The sequence below is a fragment of the Candidatus Nitrosocosmicus agrestis genome, from assembly GCF_008389435.1.
GTDB classification, from domain to species: domain Archaea; phylum Thermoproteota; class Nitrososphaeria; order Nitrososphaerales; family Nitrososphaeraceae; genus Nitrosocosmicus; species Nitrosocosmicus agrestis.
The window spans coordinates 40,990-60,205 of the sequence record NZ_VUYS01000013.1 but is presented as its reverse complement, the minus strand read 5'-3'; the positions used below and the strand labels follow the sequence as shown (position 1 = coordinate 60,205).

Sequence of the window (19,216 nt, the reverse complement as noted above, 5' to 3'; positions counted from 1 at the left end):
TGAATTAGATAATTGTGTGTAACAATTTTGCCAATTTTCTTAATACTGGATAATAGATATATAGAAGACTATTCAACCTAACTAAAGGCATTTCGTAATCATAAATGACTAATGAAGCAGATTACAAAGGAGTTTTAAAGTATCTTGTAATTTTTATGTTATGTAGTATACTAGTAATTGACGTATCTATCGCACTAATTCCTGACGCCCATATTCAACATGGTTTTGCCATAATATCGCTTAACACTGCAGCGGCCATTACCACCATACTCGCAATTATAGCAGTTTTACGTCATGGGCTAGGCGGCAAGCATGGTAAATCGTATTTATTCTTGACGATAGGTATTGCACTATGGTTTGTAGCAGACGCAGGTATTTTGTATTCTTATTTTGTTATGCATATAGACGAGTTCAAGAAGATTACCATTTTAGACTCATTTTGGCTTGCCGGATATGTATTTCTCACACTACATTTGATTTCAATAATAAAAACCATCAAGATAAAAAAAAGATCCATAACTGCCTCCATTTTGTTGGCCGTAGTAATGGGATTTATTATAGTTAATATCTACAGTATGCTACCGGATTCGGATTTTATTTTGGATAATTCAAATCTAGATCCACATTCAGAGATTATAGAATTACCAGATGTTGTAATTACGGTGCTATACCCAATGTTGGATCTTAGTCTCATAGTACCTTCAATAGCCATTTTGATAAATATTTACAAAGATTATCGTCATTCCGTTCCGTGGGTTCTAGCATCTACATCACTTCTTGTAAATGCAATTGCAGATAACGGTTACACAATTCAATATATTGATGGAGCTGCATCCGCAATGCCATGGGATTTATTTTACATTGCAGATTTTATAATAATGTCGGGAGCTCTATTTTGGTACAACAAATATCATATTTCCGAACAGATCTTAAAAAGGAATGAAAGAAACTATATTGATGAATAGTATAAATAAAATTCTTTTTCTATGGATTTACAATTTAAAGGCTAAGAACTTTCTTCATTGTCGCTTGTAAAATCATCGTCTGAATATTCCTCTTCTTCGTCAAAGTCAATATCATCCAATGCATCATCGTCCTCTTCATCATCGTCCTCTTCATCATCGTCCTCTTTATCGTCTATAACATCACTTTCGGTATCTTGTAATTCATGAGTCTCATCGATAATTTCCTCCCTTTCTGCTTCCTTGTTGCTCATAGTATCGAAACCTTTATACAAGATAATATAAAAATCTTGATACTTTTAGGCAAATCAATTATCTTTTTTTGCACATAATAATTCGGGAATAGTTACATGGCAGGTATTGTTAAAAACTTGACCTAATGATTGATTAATTTTGCCACCATTTCCCAAGTTTATATCTACTCCAAAACTTCTAGAGAAGCGGTTTGAATCTATAGTAATGTTTTGGCTTTCAGGATCGAGATAAATCCCATTGAGACTGCTAGAAATAGAATTATTGTTTAGCGTATTATTTTTTGATGTAAATAATGATATGGCAGAAATATCATTTGATTCAAAGTAGTTATTTGAAATTGAAGAATTATTGACAGTGTATAACTTCACCCCTGCAGTATTGGTAAAAAGATTATTATCATCAATCTTGATGTAGGAAGAATTTTTAACTAAAATAGATATTTCATTGGCTGTAAAATTAAGTGAAGAAATATCAATGTTTGTGGAATTGTCAATTAAGAGGCCAGTTTGATAATGACCTACGCTACCACTTCCTTTAAGAAGTATGTTAGATTTATCAGATATTATTATGCCAGTGTATGGATTCAAATATCCTGATCCCAATAATTCTGAACTATTAAGATCAAGTGTTATGTTATTATCGTTGATTATGATTCCGTTCTCATAATTACACATAATAGAGTTTTTTAGTGTTTGACTATGGTTAATGTAAATATTACAATCAGTTGAAGTCACATTCTGTGTATTGATTTGGCTAAAACATTGCTCACTAAATACGATAGAAAATAATGCCAGTGTAAAAACAACCACGATTGTACAAGAATGGATAGAGGATTTTTGCAATAACACAAATCATTAATCAACCTGTATAAAATATTTCTTTATCCTGAAATTAAGCAAGTATTTAGAAAAAAATCACATAAAACTGTGATAAGGAATTATAGGATAAAATGACCAATTTCTTGCAGCTATGAAACACTATCTAGACTGTAATAGTATAAATTTTTTAATCTTATATAATTATTAATTCCATTAATAAAGGATTGTTATTATGCTTAAAAAAACAATCCCAGAATTGACATGAAACTACCTCAATCCTCAACAAGAGACTAATGGTTCACATCACTACAGAATTAATGAGCCGTTAACCTTGAGCCACTTTACTTTGGTTTTGTAGTCTGCCATGTGATTAGACACCAATTTCCAGAATCTAGTTGAATGATTATGTTCCAACAAATGACAAAGCTCGTGGACAATAACATATTCGACTACATCCAATGGTGCTTTGAAAAGATGAATATTAAGATTAATGGTCTTATTAAAAGTAGCACTTCCCCATCGACTTTTTAGATTTTTTAACAATATTTTTCTCGGTGATACACCTAATATTTTAGAGTATTTGGTAATAAGAGGATTTACCACCTCAGGACCCTTTTCAAACAACCATTTTTCATAGATTTTCTTTACATTTTTCCTATTGGTGTAAACAACAAACTTTTCATTAATGAATTCCAATGACATTTTGGAATCATGGGTGTTTGATGAATCTAAAGGAACAACAGTCAATGGATAATTTTTACCTAAATAAGGCAATGTCGAATTGTCTTTGTAAGTTGCCCTCTTAATGGTAATTTCAGGATTAGTTTGCTCTTTAACTTTCATTGCTATCCATCTGGCTTTGTTTCTGAGCAAAGTTTCCATTTCGTCTAAAGGTGTTGAAAAAGGTGTTTTTAAATATATGAGTCCATCTTGTATAAAAATTTCACTAGTTTTTCTTCTTTTATGTGAACGGATTATATGAAATTCCATGACAGAGTTGTTATGCATAAAACTGTGATGTGTAGTATGGGAAATAGTGGAACAACAAATAGAAGATAAACAATTACCGTGGTCTGGGCGAAGACGGACATAGTTAATGGTTTGAATTGAGTTAACAACAAGAGGATAAAAGATTATGTTCCTTAATGGATTGGAGATTTGCATTTCTTCTTAAAGATAAGAAAGATTTGGCATGTCCTTTGATACGCCAGCCACATCGCATTTTATCTGAATTAAACAATCAAAGTGCAGGGTGGACCCTATTTTATTGAATAAGAGATCAGTGCTTAAAGTCATGATATATCACATTATTTTTTTATCCACATAAATACCAGGCAAGTATAATAATTTAAACAAAATCGAGTATAGATCTTTGAGCTTTTTTGGACTTTGAATCTATCCTCGAAAGATTTGATATCTTTATCCCTAATTTGCGGACGTAGAAAGGATACACTTTTTTCGTTATTGGAGTGAGGTCTTTTTGCTCTTTTATTTTTGAAGGAGAAGAAACCGTTTCATAATCCTGTTGCTCACACTCATCCTCAAAGGTAAATCTGTCCAACAACATTTCAAGGACTGAAGTAATACTTTCTTTGGATTTTTGATAGGTAGAGTAAGTAGTTTCTCGTGTTTCTATGGTAAAATTAGATCTAACTAATTTAATTCCGATTGTTTTGAATTCATAACCCTTTCTTGTCACTCGATTGTATATATCATCAGTCATCCTAGAAAGAAGTATTTTTAAAATTTCTTCTTTATCTCGGATTGGCTCAAGCAAAGTTTCTTCAGTACTTAGCGATATATTGTCCTCTCTAGGAACAACCAAATCATTTTCTTTACCATTTGCTATTTGCCACATCCACAATCCTTGTTTTTTTCCGAACCTTTCTGTCAGTCTTTGGATATCTACATTTGCAAGATCTCCAATAATTTGGATTCCCATATCCTTTAAGGACTTTGTTGTTTTGACCCCAATACCGGAAATTTGATCTACATTTAGTTTGGACAAAAAATTCCTGGTCTCTTGGGGATAAACAATTGTCAATCCATCAGGTTTTTGAAAGTCGGATGCTATTTTAGAGGTAGATTTATTTGTAGCAACACCGATAGAACACGCTAGTCCTCCACACTGTTCTCTGATTGAGTATTTTATCTTTAGAGCATAGTCCTTAACAGAAAAGCTATTATGACCATTAGATTGGGAACTCGGGATCGATGAAGATTGATATGACGAGTCTTGAGACAATGGACTTTCGTTTGAACGGCAATTAGCGGTTGATGTTGACTCAAGAGGATAAGTATTTTGTTGCATTGTAATCTTTTTTGTACAGTCAATGTATGCTTCATCGATACTAGTTTGTTCCAAAACATCAGCATATTCTTCTAAAAGTCGCATGACTTGTTGGGATATCAAGTTATAATATTCTTTATCAACTGGTCTTAGAATCAGGCCTGGACACAGCTCCAAGGCCCTTGACAACGACATGGCAGATCTGACACCGTATTTTCTTGCCTCATAAGAACAAGAGGCAACCGCTCCTCTAGTAATTCCGCCCATTTCTTTCTCAGGGGTCATAATAACTGCATGAGCTTTACCTTTTAAGGAAGGATCTCGAAGTTCTTCACAGGCAGGAAAGAATGCATTCATATCTATATGCATTATAACCCTTCCAGACCAGATTTTTGATAGATCCGGCAATGATTCTCTAACGGAAGGAGTAATCTGATCCAATTTTTCGACCCTTAGTAATTTTTGAAGCATTTGTAATATAGAGGGGTTTTGAGCTACTATCATGGCAAAGTCTAGTCCCTCTTCTTTAGGGTAATTCCCAAAATTTTGGCTTTTTTTGGATCTAAGTAGGTCGTATTCTTTATCATATCTCCCCTGCTCTGAAGACTTGGTTTTTATCAAATTTATATATTTGATAGCGGTGTTTTTATTAATATAAACACCAGACAGATTTAAGAATACAAAATTTGAAGTAATTGCAGGATAGTAATATTGATGGCCAACATTTGACCAAGTAAAGCAGGCTTTATGTTTTCGTAGAATATTATAGATCAGTTCTTGGTACCAAGAACTGATCTTGCCAAAATCAACTACTACAGAGTATCCATGATAGGTACATTTAGCTAGTATATCCTCTAACCAAACACGTCCATTGTTTTGTAACGTCAAACCATTCGGAGGAGATATCAAAACAGATAGAGTTTTTTCCTCAATATTGCTCAGGCTTTCGAGGAAATCCCCTAAGGAGATGTGGAAGTCCTGAATTGATCCGGAAAAAGAATCAGAAGTCTGAGGCATATATTTAGCGGCTGATCTGTCAATAATATTTTGCGGAATTTTAATGGTAAAACGAAAATCATCAGGTGTTTCATTCGCCCAATGCTCCAAGGTTGATTTTTTTGGAAGGTATGAAATGTTACCAAAGTTTACATGCACCATGTTAAAAACTTTCGAGTAGTAAGATAAATAATGCGACGGATCAAGCCCTTTTGGATAGAAATTATTAGACCAATTTTGACTTCTCCAGCCACTACATCCAACAAAAAATTTCATGACCCTCCTCCCCTTATTTTATTAGATTTTGGGTATCTTATTTAATAATAGTTTCTGGGTGCGGTTTCAGTTTGATTAAAATGTACATAACGTCAAGCAATAAATTCAATAACAGAAATATGAAGTCTAAAGACTATTCATAAAATTAAAACAAATGATAATCCTTAGGCGTAAATAAATCCAAATAAAGAAAAAGGAAGAAGGAATTAAAATTAAAAAGATCAAGATAACAAAAAAATACACACCTTATCAGAGATAGTGCATTTGATCCATGAATGCAACCAAATCAAACGCGATAGTAAATATAGTATAAATTAACAGAATTATCTAATACTATTTTCGTATGTAATTAAGTTATATAGGAATCTTTAAAAATTTTAATATCTTATTGAATAGTTAAAAAAAATACGAGATATTTGTTGCAGTCTAAAGTTTCTTTTAGAAGGTTTTCTACAATGTTAATATCCTTACTCGTTTTAATAACACTTTTGTCAGTTTTTAACAATAATTATTATAGAGTATGGGCAGAAGAACCCAATGGTGACGACTATGAGAGCCTTGATGTTCAACATAGTTCACAAGAATCTGACTGCAAGGCTGGAGAAGATAACAACAACTCTTGTAATAATATTAGCATAAGTAGACAAGGCGACGGTGATAGCGATAATGGCAAGGGTAACAAAGTTCAGGTATCAAAGCAGGGCTCAAGTTGTGAGGCTGGAGAAGATAACAACAACTCTTGTAATAATATTAGCATAAGTAGACAAGGCGACGGTGATAGCGATAATGGCAAGGGTAACAAAGTTCAGGTATCAAAGCAGGGCTCAAGTTGTGAGGCTGGNTCAAGTTGTGAGGCTGGAGAAGATAACAACAACTCTTGTAATAATATTAGCATAAGTAGACAAGGCGACGGTGATAGCGATAATGGCAAGGGTAACAAAGTTCAGGTATCAAAGCAGGGCTCAAGTTGTGAGGCTGGAGAAGATAACAACAACTCTTGTAATAATATAGACTTGCAAGAAATGACAAAATCCAAGATAGATCTAATAAGTCAGAATAAAATCTGATCATCCATATTTCATTTATTTGTTAGAAGATGACAGATCTTGCTTTTAGCCGTTCTATGATCACACACCTTCTGGGTCACAGTCATAGATTTAGAACTTGCTTACATTACCTTGAATTAATGTAATCCATTCAACTTTTTTAGGTGTTTCTTTGTTTGATAACCAGATTCAAGTTGGTTTTTTAGCACCCCCATATTGATCGATATATTCATATATATTTGCGTCTTCTTCTTTCAAGCTTTGTTGTTAATATTTATCAGGGCGTAGTATCTTAATCAAAGTTGAATAATTTTTAATACATGCATAGAATACAAGTTTAGATAGCTGAAAGGATACTCAGATAAAAAAAGAGTCAGACTTTGGAATCTAGTCAAATCCAATAGCAATTTCTATGTGTTTATGAGGATGTCAAGTCATATGACTACAATATAGAAAGCCCAGTATTTTATCAATTTTTAGAAGTTTATTTTGTATTTATAAAGATTGAAAGAAACAGATCATTATTGGTGAATTGAGTTAGCCCAATTTCAAAAAATTATGGATCAGAAATTAAATGGTCAGTTACGAATTAGAACCACTGTATTTGGATTCGTTTATTAATTCTGTCGAAATTGTAATTTTTCCGTCGATTTTCCATTTTGCACCAGTTTGATGTGTGCCTTGTGATCCGTTTGCTCTTTGAATTTCAATTTCAACATCGTCAAATGTATATGTAACTTGTAAATCCTTGCCTGTCAATTTGTCTATTACTCGGGAAATGAGATCAGACCATTCAGAAAGATGTTCCTTGGAAGTATGTTTAGATTTTTCTTCAGCATTATAGGTATTTGTACTACTATCATTAGTATTTGATATTTCACTCATGCTTATTCATATCGACTATGGTTTAAATAGATATCACTGCATATTGTGTATCCATATCACATGACGTCCAAAAAAATGAAAGAAATGTTTAGCTAAGCGCACTTTACCCTCGCCTGAATTAAAAACACGTTGCCTAGTTAATTCAAGTTACTACATAAAAAAATACTAAAGCGTTTTGGATTCACCACACATTTGCTCATTTGTCAATCTCAGAGGTAAAACAGTACCAGATTTTGATTGATATGGAGAGGTTCCTATCCCAATTGCAATCATAGTTGATTTTGGTCCATCATGATATGAAAAAAAGTCCGTTACCTCATCGTCGTAGAAAGTTGAGCCCGATGCACCAATCCCAAAAGTGTATGAAAGAAGATACAGTTTGCCTGCGATAATGCCACTTTCCATTTGAACCACCCTATAGCCCCTGTTACCTAGGACCCTAAGAATTTTTTTAAGCTCAACCATTAGAAATATTACTGCACTAGCATCTGCAAAAAGAGGCTGATCAAGACAAAGATGACCAGAAAAATCAGCATAAGGGATATCTGAAAGAAAGTCCAATGTATTTTCGGTGGCATTAAAATAATACCCTCCTTTTTGGAGCCCATCAATGTTATTTGCGATAAAATAAAGATCTACGAGACCCAATTGGCCAAGATTATAATCCATTGGCAAATTGGCCTTTCCCTCAACACCCATTGAACTAGTTAGTATATTACAAAGGGTTTTTAAGCTAACTGCCCCTCTTGAAAACCTTCTTGACGAACCTCTTTTAAGAATCACTTTCCCAATAGTAGGGATTTCAAGGTCAGTGAAATTAGTTTCAATAGGATATTTCTTTAATACTCTTTTCTTATTGTTACTATTATTGCTTTTACTACTACTATCAATTATAAAATTAGTCTTACTAATCCAGTTAACGACTTGAGAACTATTTTGTAGTTTTGAAGTATCATATGCTTTCCAGATATCAGGATAGAAAACTTTTGACAAAGAAAGAGGATAAACTTTTGGTTTGAGATTATCAACCTGTTGAATAATATTGCCATCACTTTTTTCATTACCATGTTCATTAGTAGGCTCGCATCCATTTCCCATAGTCGATTTGGAATTAGTTACTCCTCCTTTTAAGTAACTGCTAGCGTACAAAGAAGCAACAATTATCGCCGCTTCTTCATGATATTCTAATCCCAATAATTTATTCACCTCGTCGTCAATAAAACCCATTAATAATTTAGTTTGAAGTCCAAACGATTTGCATACGGCGAGGAGATTTGCAAGAATAACCCCACAATCCCAAAACCAATGGCGATATGATCGCGACTGATACTTCCAAGCATTCCTCCAAGAGTTTGATGTAAATACGAGTGACACTGGAGAATGCATTGTTGTAGAATTATTGGCGGAGTATGAAGCAAGTACTTTTCTGTAGTCACCTTTACGAATAGCCGTCAAACTAAAACTTCCAGGATTAAAGTGATAGACTCCTGCATCTAAATCGTTTTTGTTTATATCACCATTTACGACATAAGCCTCAATAGGATAAAGTGCTCCAGTTGCAGATGCAGCTCTCATATAATAATCAGTTGAATTGAATTTAATATGTCGGGTTATTCCGCATGTAAAAAAGAGGATCGATGCTAGATCTGTTAAACGAAAGGATTTGATACGGTTTATATCAGCATAATTTGAATCATCTATAGATGTATCTTTATCTAAGAACTTTATATCACCTTCTTTATTATTAATATTATTATTATTAACCGCAGCAATGGCTTTAACTGCATTCATAGAAGGTACTGGAAATGAATCCGGCAGCAGAATTGATTTTAAATCAACATATACCTTAAAAGGGTTAGGACGGTTTTCCCAGTCCAAATAGTGTCTGGAATATAGTATGCTAATCTGAGAATGCTTTGTCTTTTCGTGATAATCCAAAGCATGAGTATAATCATTATTCATTTAACAAGACCTTCAATTACTACTTATTTAAATAAGAACAATAATCAGTAATTTAGAGAAAAAGATTACCTTTTGTTAGCCAAAACAAGAGTTATTAAAGTTAATGCAGTATAGAAAGTAGAACCTGGGCCTTTTATATTATCATATGTCCACATCCATCCGTTATGATAGTCTATAATAATGCAATGGATCTCAACAATGGTATTTTTCAAGAGGCACTGTTACAAAAAAACATTCACTATTAAAACTGGAATAATTACGACAATTATCACAAAAATAGATAAAGTGGCGGATCAGTCAAACTCAATCGGATTCAAAAGCTGGGGCAGGGATAATTACAACTGGTTTACCTATTGCTTTTATCAGAGCATCTTGAATTTGAACTAGATTTTGCTGGATCTCTGTTTCATTGTCCTCATTTAATGCCAATATTGCATTATTGGTATAATTAAGAAGTCTTTCATTTAACTCGGATCCACTAGATAGAGAAGATGTGTTTGAATTTGTCTTATCCACTTGTGACTGATCCTGTGGTGTCGGTTGGACACCTGTTTGGTTTAGTTCTGGTGTTGTGACGGATGGAGAAGTATCGTTAGCAGTAGTCTGGTTTACGGCATTTAAGGCATCGAATGCAGAATTTCCTGTCGAAACGTTATCCGTTGGTGCAAGAGCAGTAGTATTAGAAGGAGTAGCCCCAGTAGTTGTTGTTGTAGTTTTGGCAACATTCCCTGTGGTTAAATTTCCTGTGGTAACTGGTTGAGCAGTAGAGTCATTGAATGTGAGGTTAAACATAACTAACATACAAAGTCCTAATATTACAGGGATTACAGATTTCATATTCATTAAATCCATTGCTATTTTTAAGGCAACATTGTTTATATATAGGAGGGAACTCGACTGATTTTCTTGTATCCAGTATTTAATATGCAGTATTAAGCTAGGATAAAGAATTCATCTTTCTTATACTCATGATAATCTAAAAGGTGAACATCCTTTTGCAATTAGACATCAATTCATAATTACTAATACTTTAATCAAGTCAAATAAATCATAAATTCATAATAATGTAAAAATAAAATAAGGTATTGGATTGTGGTAACTACTGCTGAGTGCTGTTGCTACCTGAAGAGGATGACAAAGCATTGCTTTGGTTTTCAGGTTCAACATATTGTTCTTTTTCTAATCCTTGAGATAATGATGCATTATCTGGAGATATATCAGAATTGTTTGTCAGTAACTCTTGATTGCCAGATGTAAGATTTTGTAATTCTTGAATCGATCCAACATCTTGTGCAGATTGATTATCAGATCCTCCTGAAGAATTACCGCCACTGCCAGCGCCGCTGCTTCCATTGGTTGATGATTGATTAGTTTGGTTACCGCCCGACATACTAGAGGTCAAATTATTAAAAGCCTGACCGATTTGATCAATTATATTCTGTCCATATGCCACTTGTGAAATTGGAATGAACATTACGCTTAATAGCAATAAGTATAGATACTTCATTACGGTAAGTTATACATCATAATTTAAATAGATGTACATAATTATAAATTAATGGAAAATAACTATAAATATATAAACATTATTTTCTAATAAATTGTATATTTTTGTCTCTAAATATGAGCCTTACTTGGCCCATTGCAAAACCTATCGATGGTAACTATTATCAATCAGAAACATTCTTCTGAGCAATAATTTTTGTGGGTTTTATTCTTACAACTAATTCTCCTTCCACTGCGTTCCTTCTTCCAAATCTTTCAGAATTTTCTTTCCCCATATATTTTTCTGCTAGCTTTGTAGTATACTTTAACAAGACATCATGATCTGGATTATGCTCTATCTCAGCGATTCCATTGATAATAACGAACGAATAAGGAGGTTTTTGATCATCGATACATACACTTACTTTAGGATTGCCAAGTAATTGTTTTGCCTTTACAGATTTCTCAGAAGTTGTGAAAACTAATACCAAGTCCCCATCATCACGATTCTTTGGCCTAGATGATTCATTATTATTATTATTATTATTATCTATCATAAACCACACAGGTGCAACATGGGGCACTCCGCTTGCACTAGCTGTCGAGACTTTAGCAGTCATCGTCCCTTGATTTAGGAAATCAATTATTTCCTCTTTTGACATTTGAGTCAATTTATATTATACTATCTTTTTCTCCCTTAAATACATAAGTCGGATATAATTTAGTATATCTTTTTAAAAACTAGTATAAAATTATTGCCTGAATTAGTAATCTCCGAGGAAAGATACTCTAAAATAAATATATTTTTTAGGATGGTTTTTGGGATTCTTAAATTCGGTAAAAATATTCTGGTAAATATTTATTAAAAACAAGTACAAATACATTTTTTAGACTTTATTTAAAGTATATAATTTTGTATCTATATTGCAGTAGCATTAATCCAAACTATGATATAATTAATTTTGATTATACTTTTCGATTATAATGAGTAACCTAACAAAAAACTATAAAGTTGGAATATTTGCAATGTTCATTGCAGCAGCCTTAATCGGTTCAGTAGTTGCATTAGGCGACAACATGGCATTTGCTGGCGGAAAACACAAAAAATCAAACGATGCAGAGCAAGAAATTGAGCAAGGACAAGCAAATGAGCAAAACGCACAATGTGTATCAGGTACATTCACTATTGCAGGATGTAACAACGTAGGTCTTCTCTTCCAGAATAACGACGGCAATTTGGCATTAGGCCAACAATAAACTTTTTTTTCAAAGCAAAATTCGAATTAGCATCAAAATACTCTTTAAATAATTCATTCGTTTTTAAAACTATTTCCAGATCAAAATAGTCTGCAAGAAATAAATTATTATGCTTTTTTTAATCAATACAGTATAATACGCACCATTATGCAAATTCAAAGATATCTGCAGAATCATTGTAAAAAAACATGATGTAATCCTCAGTAGTTCTCCTCAATCCTAATGAAATTGACGATTCAACGCATTTTCATGGGTTTCTATTTAGCTAAACGAGATTCTAATTCATCGATTTTCTTTTTTATTTCCCTAATCTCAGAGAGTATTTCTTTTTGGGTGACAGGATTACGAATCTCATCTTCCAAAGCTTTGTAGGCCTCTTCGGACTTTCTTACTATTACAGCCACAAATATATTTATGACAATAAATGTGCCTATAACTATGAAGCTGATAAAGTACAATATATTTAATGGATTGGCTTGAGTAACTGTAGACATCACTTCAACCCAGCCTTCAAGAGTCAGGATTTGAAAGAGAGTTAACCCGGATCGAGGCAGAGAACCCCAATGAGTAGGATCAATTGCACCAAATAGATGATATCCAGCAATGCTATAGAGAAAGAAGAGTAAAGACAAAAGTAAGAATATATTTACCATGCTAGGTATTGATCTTACAATCGTCATTACCACCATAGACATTTCCTTGGATCGGTTGGTTAATTTTGTTACCCTCAAAAGCCGGATAAGTCTGGCTACAGTCGTATAGCTCCCTCCCAAGGGTAATAGAGATAGTACTATGATAGAAAAGTCAAGAATATTCCAACCATTTTTGAAATAGTTTGAGAAGTGTGGATAGGAACCAGTAATTTTTAATCCAGCCTCAACTATATACACAGTCAAAACAGCGATATTGATCGACTCAAGAAAATAGTAATAACTTTTAAAATATGGAATAGTTTCTAACACCAACACTGCAGCTTGTACCAAGATTACAACTGTAACGAAGTGGTTAAAAGATGAATTATTAATGATTTGTTTTACCGAGGCTAACAATTCACGATTATCTTCTCAGTCAACAATATTTCTAATTTTGGATTAAAGTGTTTGATGCCAGTTTGCCTGAACCATCCATACCTTCTAAGGACCAAAGAATCAATGGCTGACAGGTTTTTGTATCAATAACAAAACAGTAGTATTAGTAATAAGCAGATTTGGGGACTAGGCGTAATAATATACATAAAGAAGCAAAACAGAACATCATTAAAGATACTACCACCTTACAACCTAAAATTATAGAATAACTTAGCTCTGCTTCTCAGTCATTTACAACGGTTATTTTCTTTACGCCGACATCAACTACTAAATAATATTCCTCCACTATCTGGATAATATCCCCTATAGCCACTTTATGATGTGTTCTGTTTGACTTTAACGATATGCCAAATGGATTATCCTCTTCTTTAAATTTTAACCAAATCCGCCCAGGGCTTAAGACATTCTTAAACTCCATCTCCCACACTAATTCATAGACAGTATCAAGGGCCATACGACTTATTTTTACCAACCTTGTTATCAAATCAGCACCATTTTCCTTGTAAAAATAGACTCTGACTAGCACTTAATTTCTTATTGTAACGTTTAAGTAAGATTTATTGACTTGTTTGGTGTAATAGATCTCGAATTAAATAAAATAGAAACTAGTAATATTTGCAGGTATGCAAAAAGTATCCGCCTTACGATTAGTTGTATATATTTGAATAAATATAAATGAATAACAAATGCTTTAAAATTATTTTCTTTCATGCAATAGTGTAGGAATTCTTAAATAGATTAAATTTCTTATATAATCAAGTTCTTTCATGTATATCTGCTTTCGCAGGACATGATTAGAGCCCCTCAAGGGCTCCAGTATATCAAAATTATTTGAGCATGAATTTTGCCATAAATGATTATATTGTCTACATTTCGGTCAAATCATAATAAAGTTTTTTTCACACGAATAGAATGGCATGATTCTTAAACACTTACCAGTTACCTTGCAGATATCAAGATTCACCAGTTTAATAATCATATAAAATAAGACCAATTAGAATCAAAAAAACTGGAAATAACAATTCAAGAAAGGCAATTCCAAAAGATTAGAAACTTCCTTTAAGTTTAAAACGGTTTTTCATATGCAGTAAATTTTAGGATACATATATCCATTAGAATAATAAAGATTAAAAACTAAGGAGTGTTAATAGTCCATGCAAAATTATTCTAATTTTGTCAAACAACTTGTCTCAAAAAAAAGTTCCGATCCTCTAAAATAATATAATCTTTAAAGGATACAAAAGTTGATTGTTCCTATTTTTTATTACAAATGAAGAAACCTATAGTATGATATGATCGTATCATAAATCAACTGGATTTAAATGTATAAGGTTCCTAAATCAATACCGTTCACTTGATAATCATTGAAGATGAAAAAAGTCTATGTTCGTATACAAAAATGGCCTTGAATAAACCAGTATTACAATATCTACTTTCGAAGATCCACTTTAGCTTTGAACCATTTTAAGAAAAATTTCAACAAATATTGTTTGGTAATTACTGATCTTCGGATGCCCATTATTAACGGGTATAGAATAATTAATGAAGTTAAATGAATAAAACCCGAAATTAAAGTAAATTGATATCAGCATTTAATACCTCCAAAATGATCTGATTAAAAACCTTAATCCTGGTATTATAGTAGATAGAATTTTCTTAATACCAGTTATCTTATATGATATGAGAAAAGAAGTCAATGTACTTTTGTAAAAATATTGACAGGAGATACCTATCTACACCATTTCATCAAGTCCTTTTTCCAAATTAAAGGTATTTAGCTGTACCCAATGTTGTCTGCAAATTAAGCGAATATATCACAATAAACGAAAAAGATTAGCTACATACAAAAGGAAGTTTCCATATCTTTAGGAGTAAAGGGCAGATCCTTGGACACGAAAGTTTATAAAAATCCAACTCCTACTACGGACGTCATAATAACAAGAGAAGAGGAAATTTTAGTTGTAAAGAGAAAAAGGAATCCATTTAAAGACGAACTCGCTATTCCAGGGGGATTCGTAAACGAAAATGAAACCGTAGAACAAGCAGCAGTTAGAGAAATAATGGAAGAAACTGCTCTGCCAATTCGATTGAGAGAAATATTGGGAGTTTACTCGGATCCAAAAAGGGATCCAAGAAAGCACATCATTACCACGGTTTTTATCGGAGAAATAATTGGTAATAAAAAAATAGAACCAGTTGCAGGGGATGACGCATCAGCCATAAAATGGATATCAATCGGATCAATTTCAGACTTTAAATTTGCATTTGACCATAAGAGAATACTAAATGACTTTGTGAGGTGGAAACACATGCGAGGTACCTATTGGTCTACGAAGGACCCTGCATAAGGATAATACTTACTTATCGAGGGATCAGATAATAATAGCATATTCTGATCCTTTTTAGAAATTATATTCATATATTGGAGAATCTTGAAACAAAGATTCAATTGTCTTGATACACTGTAAGAAATTTGGTGAATTAGTTGGAAAAAAACATTTACGAGATTGTTCTTCAAATTTCTTTTGTTTGATAAAGGCAATTAATCAAAATTTGTTACCAAACATAATTTCATTTGATCATTTGGGTTAGGTGATGTGATGGTGGTTTAAAGTTGGGAGAGGCCTGATCTTTTAATATATCATCTTATAATAGCCCCGACACCACCAAAAACATTCGGCTGCAACTAACATTTATTTGCAGTACTCTTTCAATTCCGAAAGATAATTAGGCCATCTAATAAAAAAATCCATATCCAAAGAGTGTTTAAGAATTCATTGGATTATCAAAATGAAGACAGGTTTACAAGATAATAGATACAGGTCACAAACAAAAGAACATATAGCTATCTATCACCGGTTGCTTCGTTTTAAATACACAATCAAAATAAAGATAGTGATATACAATACCTAACACAAGAGATCTTCATCAATTATTTATTTAATAGGCAACGACATCTCCTGTGAGGAGGACAGAAGTTGTACATATCATTTACTTACTTCAGTCTCTAAAACAAGAAGGTTAAAAAAAAGAAAGAGATATTTCGGCTCTGTTCATTTAGCGTCAAGTCTATAGCTTGAAGATGTCCTATCTCTTTTATGAATACTAGAAACAGAACACCTTCAAAATATGTGGATTATGGCTTACATTTGTACTTTTCAGGATTATCGTTAAGGAAAACATCTGAACGGCTATCCCAGATTTATAAGAGAAATCATGTTTTCTTTGCTAAAGAATGGAACTGGATTCAAAAGTATCGACCCCCAAAAAATGAAATCAATTCGAAGAAGAATCCTAGAGTATGTTATAGATGAGACAATGTTGAAGATAGGCTCAGAATACATCTGGCTTTGGGTGGCAACAGAACCAGAAAACAGGCAAATTCTCGCACTTCTTTTGCTAAAAATCTCTAAAGAGAGAAACATGTTTGTTGCTGAAAGATTTCTGTCGGGGTTAATTAGGATTCATGGAAGACAACCAGGTTCCACAGATGGAGGTACTTGGTACCCTATGGCTTGTAGATTTTTAAAATTAAAACATCATATCCATTCTCCGTACGAGAAAAGCATAATCGAAAGAACAATGCAATACATCAAGGACAGAACAGAAAGTTTCGATGATTACTTTCCATGTAGACAGAAGAACTGTAAACTAAAGCATGTAAGAAATTGGATGAACATGTTTGTAGATTATCACAATAAGAGATAAAACGCGTTAACTGAACACAGCCGATATTTCTAAACAATATATAGTATACAGATTGTGTATTATATTATATCATGAATAAATTTGGATTATATACAAATAAACCATCTATTTCGTTTGACAGCCATCTTCTACACCTTGATGATACGATGAAGAGAATCCTACTTAATTTGAGAAAATTTGTTTTACTGTTAGGAAATAATGTAGTTGAGGAAATCAGACCACATAGAATTGTATATGCCAAATCCCTGACTTTTAGGTATTTCTTAGACATTTATCCAAATAAGGATAGTTTGACTATTGCGATAAGAAAAAATAGAAAGGAGCCTGCAACCGAACATACAATCAAAACACAGGATGATCTTAATAAAATAGAAAAAGAGATTGAAACGGCATTCAAAGAAATATGAATGACTTGTTGAAAGATAATAGATTCAACATGTAATTAAATATCATCATCAAGTATTCTGACCCATGATGCAATTGTATGTATGACTTCTTATTTATGGTAAAATATTCTAGCCACATTACAAGAATTTTGAAAATCAAAGTTGATTGTCAGTATCCTTACCATCACCCAAAAAAGTAAGACAAATCAGAAATGTTACCAATCGATTTGTTTGAGAATGAAAATTTTTTTTGTAGGTAATTTATTTAAGTGATGGTTTGGAGTAACAAACGGAACAAGGGCAAAAAAATAGCGATAAATAGGAGGGATTATTTAAATAGAAAAATGGATGCATGTTTAGAAGAAGAGTTGATCGATTTATTTACTTTTTACGTACAAAACCCTAGCGCCGAAAATTTGGATGCAAAAAAACAACGCATAAAAGAAATTGGAAAAGAACTGTTTGACGATGGTGGCAGTGATGCAATGGAAAACATGTTTTATTCGGTGCAGCTCAGAATAAAGGATGAAGTTGGTCATGACATAACGGATAAAAAATCATGGTGGAATGGTATTTCTAAAGAGTGGCATTTTTAGTTATCAGTAGTGGGGTCCTTTTGTATTGAGATTTGTGTAAGTATGTATATTTGTATATCAAATATGAAATCTGCTTAATCATTTAATAGAATTGATAATTTTTTTATGGGCTATGTCATATTTCCAACTATCAACATCAAAGCAGGTTTATATCTAAAAAAAACAGTATAAATGATATTGACAAAGTTTGACCGGTCGAAGGAAAATCCAAATCAGAAAAATACAGTTATGAATCTATATAATTCGGGTCTTAATTCAGAAACTATTTCTTTAGAATTAGACATTGATGAAGATTTGGTGCGTGAAATTATCGAGAACGAGAACAAAAGCAACAAGGAGATTGGCAAAGAAGCAGAAAACAAAAAATTGTCAAATCATCTTATAAACAAATTCTATCTTGATGCTGTAATTGATATTGATACAATTATTAAAGAATCACAGATTAGAACGTGGAATGCTCTGAAATCAAAACCAGAGCTAAATATCATACTTAAAGAAACTCAAGCGATTTTGGAACAACATGCAGAATCAAAGCTTCAACTAGTAATGCTCCATATAGATTTAGTAGGATCAACAAAAATGGCATTGACTTTGCCCATCGATAGACTAACAATGATAATAAGAGCTTTTACGCAAGAGATGACAAAAATAATAAATCTTTATGGTGGATATGTACTAAAATATATTGGTGATGCTGTGTTAGCATTCTTTGTAACAGAAGGAAAAACTCCAGATAAATCAAATACTGATAACAGTATCAGCAATAACGTTTCTGATGATAACAATCTTTCCAGTCTGCAATTTAGTAATGTTATAAGATGTGCTTTTACTATGATCAAAGCGATACAAGAAGGAATAAATCCTATATTAAACCAGTATGATTATCCCGAATTAAAGGTCAGAATAGGAATAGATTTTGGTGAAGTAGCCATAGTTCAGTATGGAATTGATATCTTTGAATTTGAAAAAGAAACACTAAAAACACCTCATTTAGACCTCATAGGCTACACGATAAGTGTCGCGGTCAAGATGACATCTCTTGCAGAACCAGATCACATTGTTATTGGAAATAAATTGTTTGATGAATTAGACGATGCTTCAAAAAAATCTTTCAAGAAATTGGAAACCAATTCTGAAATATGGAGTTATGTAAATCAGACAAACAATGGTCTTTATGACGTGTTCACAAATAAATAGACAATCTGT

At 32.8% G+C, this 19,216-nt stretch carries 18 protein-coding genes; 7 read left to right on the top strand and 11 right to left on the bottom strand.

Features of this window, described 5'->3' with window-relative positions:
* Positions 1–104 precede the first annotated feature (104 nt).
* Positions 105–965, top strand: a complete 861-nt coding sequence (locus tag F1Z66_RS09405) for a hypothetical protein (protein WP_149863358.1) — start codon at positions 105–107, stop codon at positions 963–965.
* Positions 966–1,006: 41 nt separating this feature from the next.
* On the opposite strand, the gene F1Z66_RS15870 is transcribed toward F1Z66_RS09405, so the two are convergent.
* From F1Z66_RS15870 to F1Z66_RS09360, 9 genes are all read right to left on the bottom strand, one after another.
* A complete protein-coding gene (locus tag F1Z66_RS15870) occupies positions 1,007–1,216 on the bottom strand; it encodes a hypothetical protein (protein WP_195907523.1) in 210 nt (69 codons plus the stop codon).
* 54 nt (positions 1,217–1,270) lie between these two features.
* Positions 1,271–2,059: a right-handed parallel beta-helix repeat-containing protein gene (locus F1Z66_RS09400; protein WP_149863357.1), complete on the bottom strand. Its 789-nt coding sequence runs from the start codon at positions 2,057–2,059 to the stop codon at positions 1,271–1,273.
* A 282-nt stretch (positions 2,060–2,341) separates the two neighbouring features.
* Positions 2,342–3,199 carry a M48 family metallopeptidase gene (locus F1Z66_RS09395; protein WP_149863356.1) on the bottom strand — a complete coding sequence of 286 codons (858 nt, stop codon included), beginning with the start codon at positions 3,197–3,199 and terminating at the stop codon, positions 2,342–2,344.
* Positions 3,200–3,383: 184 nt separating this feature from the next.
* Positions 3,384–5,597: a DUF72 domain-containing protein gene (locus F1Z66_RS09390; protein WP_149863355.1), complete on the bottom strand. Its 2,214-nt coding sequence runs from the start codon at positions 5,595–5,597 to the stop codon at positions 3,384–3,386.
* A gap of 1,628 nt (positions 5,598–7,225) precedes the next feature.
* A complete protein-coding gene (locus F1Z66_RS09380) occupies positions 7,226–7,528 on the bottom strand; it encodes a hypothetical protein (RefSeq protein ID WP_201448560.1) in 303 nt (100 codons plus the stop codon).
* A gap of 165 nt (positions 7,529–7,693) precedes the next feature.
* Entirely contained in the window at positions 7,694–9,490 is a 1,797-nt protein-coding gene (locus F1Z66_RS09375) for a SagB/ThcOx family dehydrogenase (RefSeq protein WP_149863353.1), read from the bottom strand.
* Between the two features lie 303 nt (positions 9,491–9,793).
* Positions 9,794–10,327 (bottom strand): hypothetical protein, encoded by a 534-nt coding sequence (locus tag F1Z66_RS09370; RefSeq protein WP_149863352.1) that lies wholly within the window; start codon positions 10,325–10,327, stop codon positions 9,794–9,796.
* A gap of 262 nt (positions 10,328–10,589) precedes the next feature.
* A complete protein-coding gene (locus F1Z66_RS09365) occupies positions 10,590–10,979 on the bottom strand; it encodes a hypothetical protein (protein ID WP_149863351.1) in 390 nt (129 codons plus the stop codon).
* 181 nt (positions 10,980–11,160) lie between these two features.
* Positions 11,161–11,637 (bottom strand): PPOX class F420-dependent oxidoreductase, encoded by a 477-nt coding sequence (locus F1Z66_RS09360; protein ID WP_149863350.1) that lies wholly within the window; start codon positions 11,635–11,637, stop codon positions 11,161–11,163.
* A gap of 322 nt (positions 11,638–11,959) precedes the next feature.
* Between F1Z66_RS09360 and F1Z66_RS09355 the strand changes: the two genes are divergently transcribed.
* Positions 11,960–12,232 carry a hypothetical protein gene (locus tag F1Z66_RS09355; protein WP_149863349.1) on the top strand — a complete coding sequence of 91 codons (273 nt, stop codon included), beginning with the start codon at positions 11,960–11,962 and terminating at the stop codon, positions 12,230–12,232.
* A 257-nt stretch (positions 12,233–12,489) separates the two neighbouring features.
* Here F1Z66_RS09355 and F1Z66_RS09350 read toward each other — a convergent pair whose 3' ends face one another.
* Positions 12,490–13,281, bottom strand: a complete 792-nt coding sequence (locus tag F1Z66_RS09350; protein WP_149863348.1) for an ion transporter — start codon at positions 13,279–13,281, stop codon at positions 12,490–12,492.
* A 262-nt stretch (positions 13,282–13,543) separates the two neighbouring features.
* Positions 13,544–13,846, bottom strand: a complete 303-nt coding sequence (locus F1Z66_RS09345) for a hypothetical protein (RefSeq protein WP_149863347.1) — start codon at positions 13,844–13,846, stop codon at positions 13,544–13,546.
* Between the two features lie 1,360 nt (positions 13,847–15,206).
* On the opposite strand from F1Z66_RS09345, the gene F1Z66_RS09340 reads away from it, so the two are divergent.
* The 5 genes from F1Z66_RS09340 (at position 15,207) to F1Z66_RS09320 (ending at position 19,207) form a co-directional block, all read left to right on the top strand.
* Complete coding sequence (locus F1Z66_RS09340; protein WP_149863346.1) at positions 15,207–15,668, top strand: NUDIX domain-containing protein; 462 nt, start codon at positions 15,207–15,209, stop codon at positions 15,666–15,668.
* Positions 15,669–16,536: 868 nt separating this feature from the next.
* Positions 16,537–17,028, top strand: coding sequence for a DDE-type integrase/transposase/recombinase (locus F1Z66_RS09335; protein ID WP_149863345.1), 492 nt, complete (start codon positions 16,537–16,539; stop codon positions 17,026–17,028).
* A 71-nt stretch (positions 17,029–17,099) separates the two neighbouring features.
* Positions 17,100–17,435, top strand: coding sequence for a hypothetical protein (locus F1Z66_RS09330; protein ID WP_149863344.1), 336 nt, complete (start codon positions 17,100–17,102; stop codon positions 17,433–17,435).
* 251 nt (positions 17,436–17,686) lie between these two features.
* Positions 17,687–18,010: a hypothetical protein gene (locus tag F1Z66_RS09325; protein WP_230207507.1), complete on the top strand. Its 324-nt coding sequence runs from the start codon at positions 17,687–17,689 to the stop codon at positions 18,008–18,010.
* Positions 18,011–18,187: 177 nt separating this feature from the next.
* Positions 18,188–19,207, top strand: coding sequence for an adenylate/guanylate cyclase domain-containing protein (locus F1Z66_RS09320; RefSeq protein ID WP_159357424.1), 1,020 nt, complete (start codon positions 18,188–18,190; stop codon positions 19,205–19,207).
* Positions 19,208–19,216: the final 9 nt, after the last annotated feature.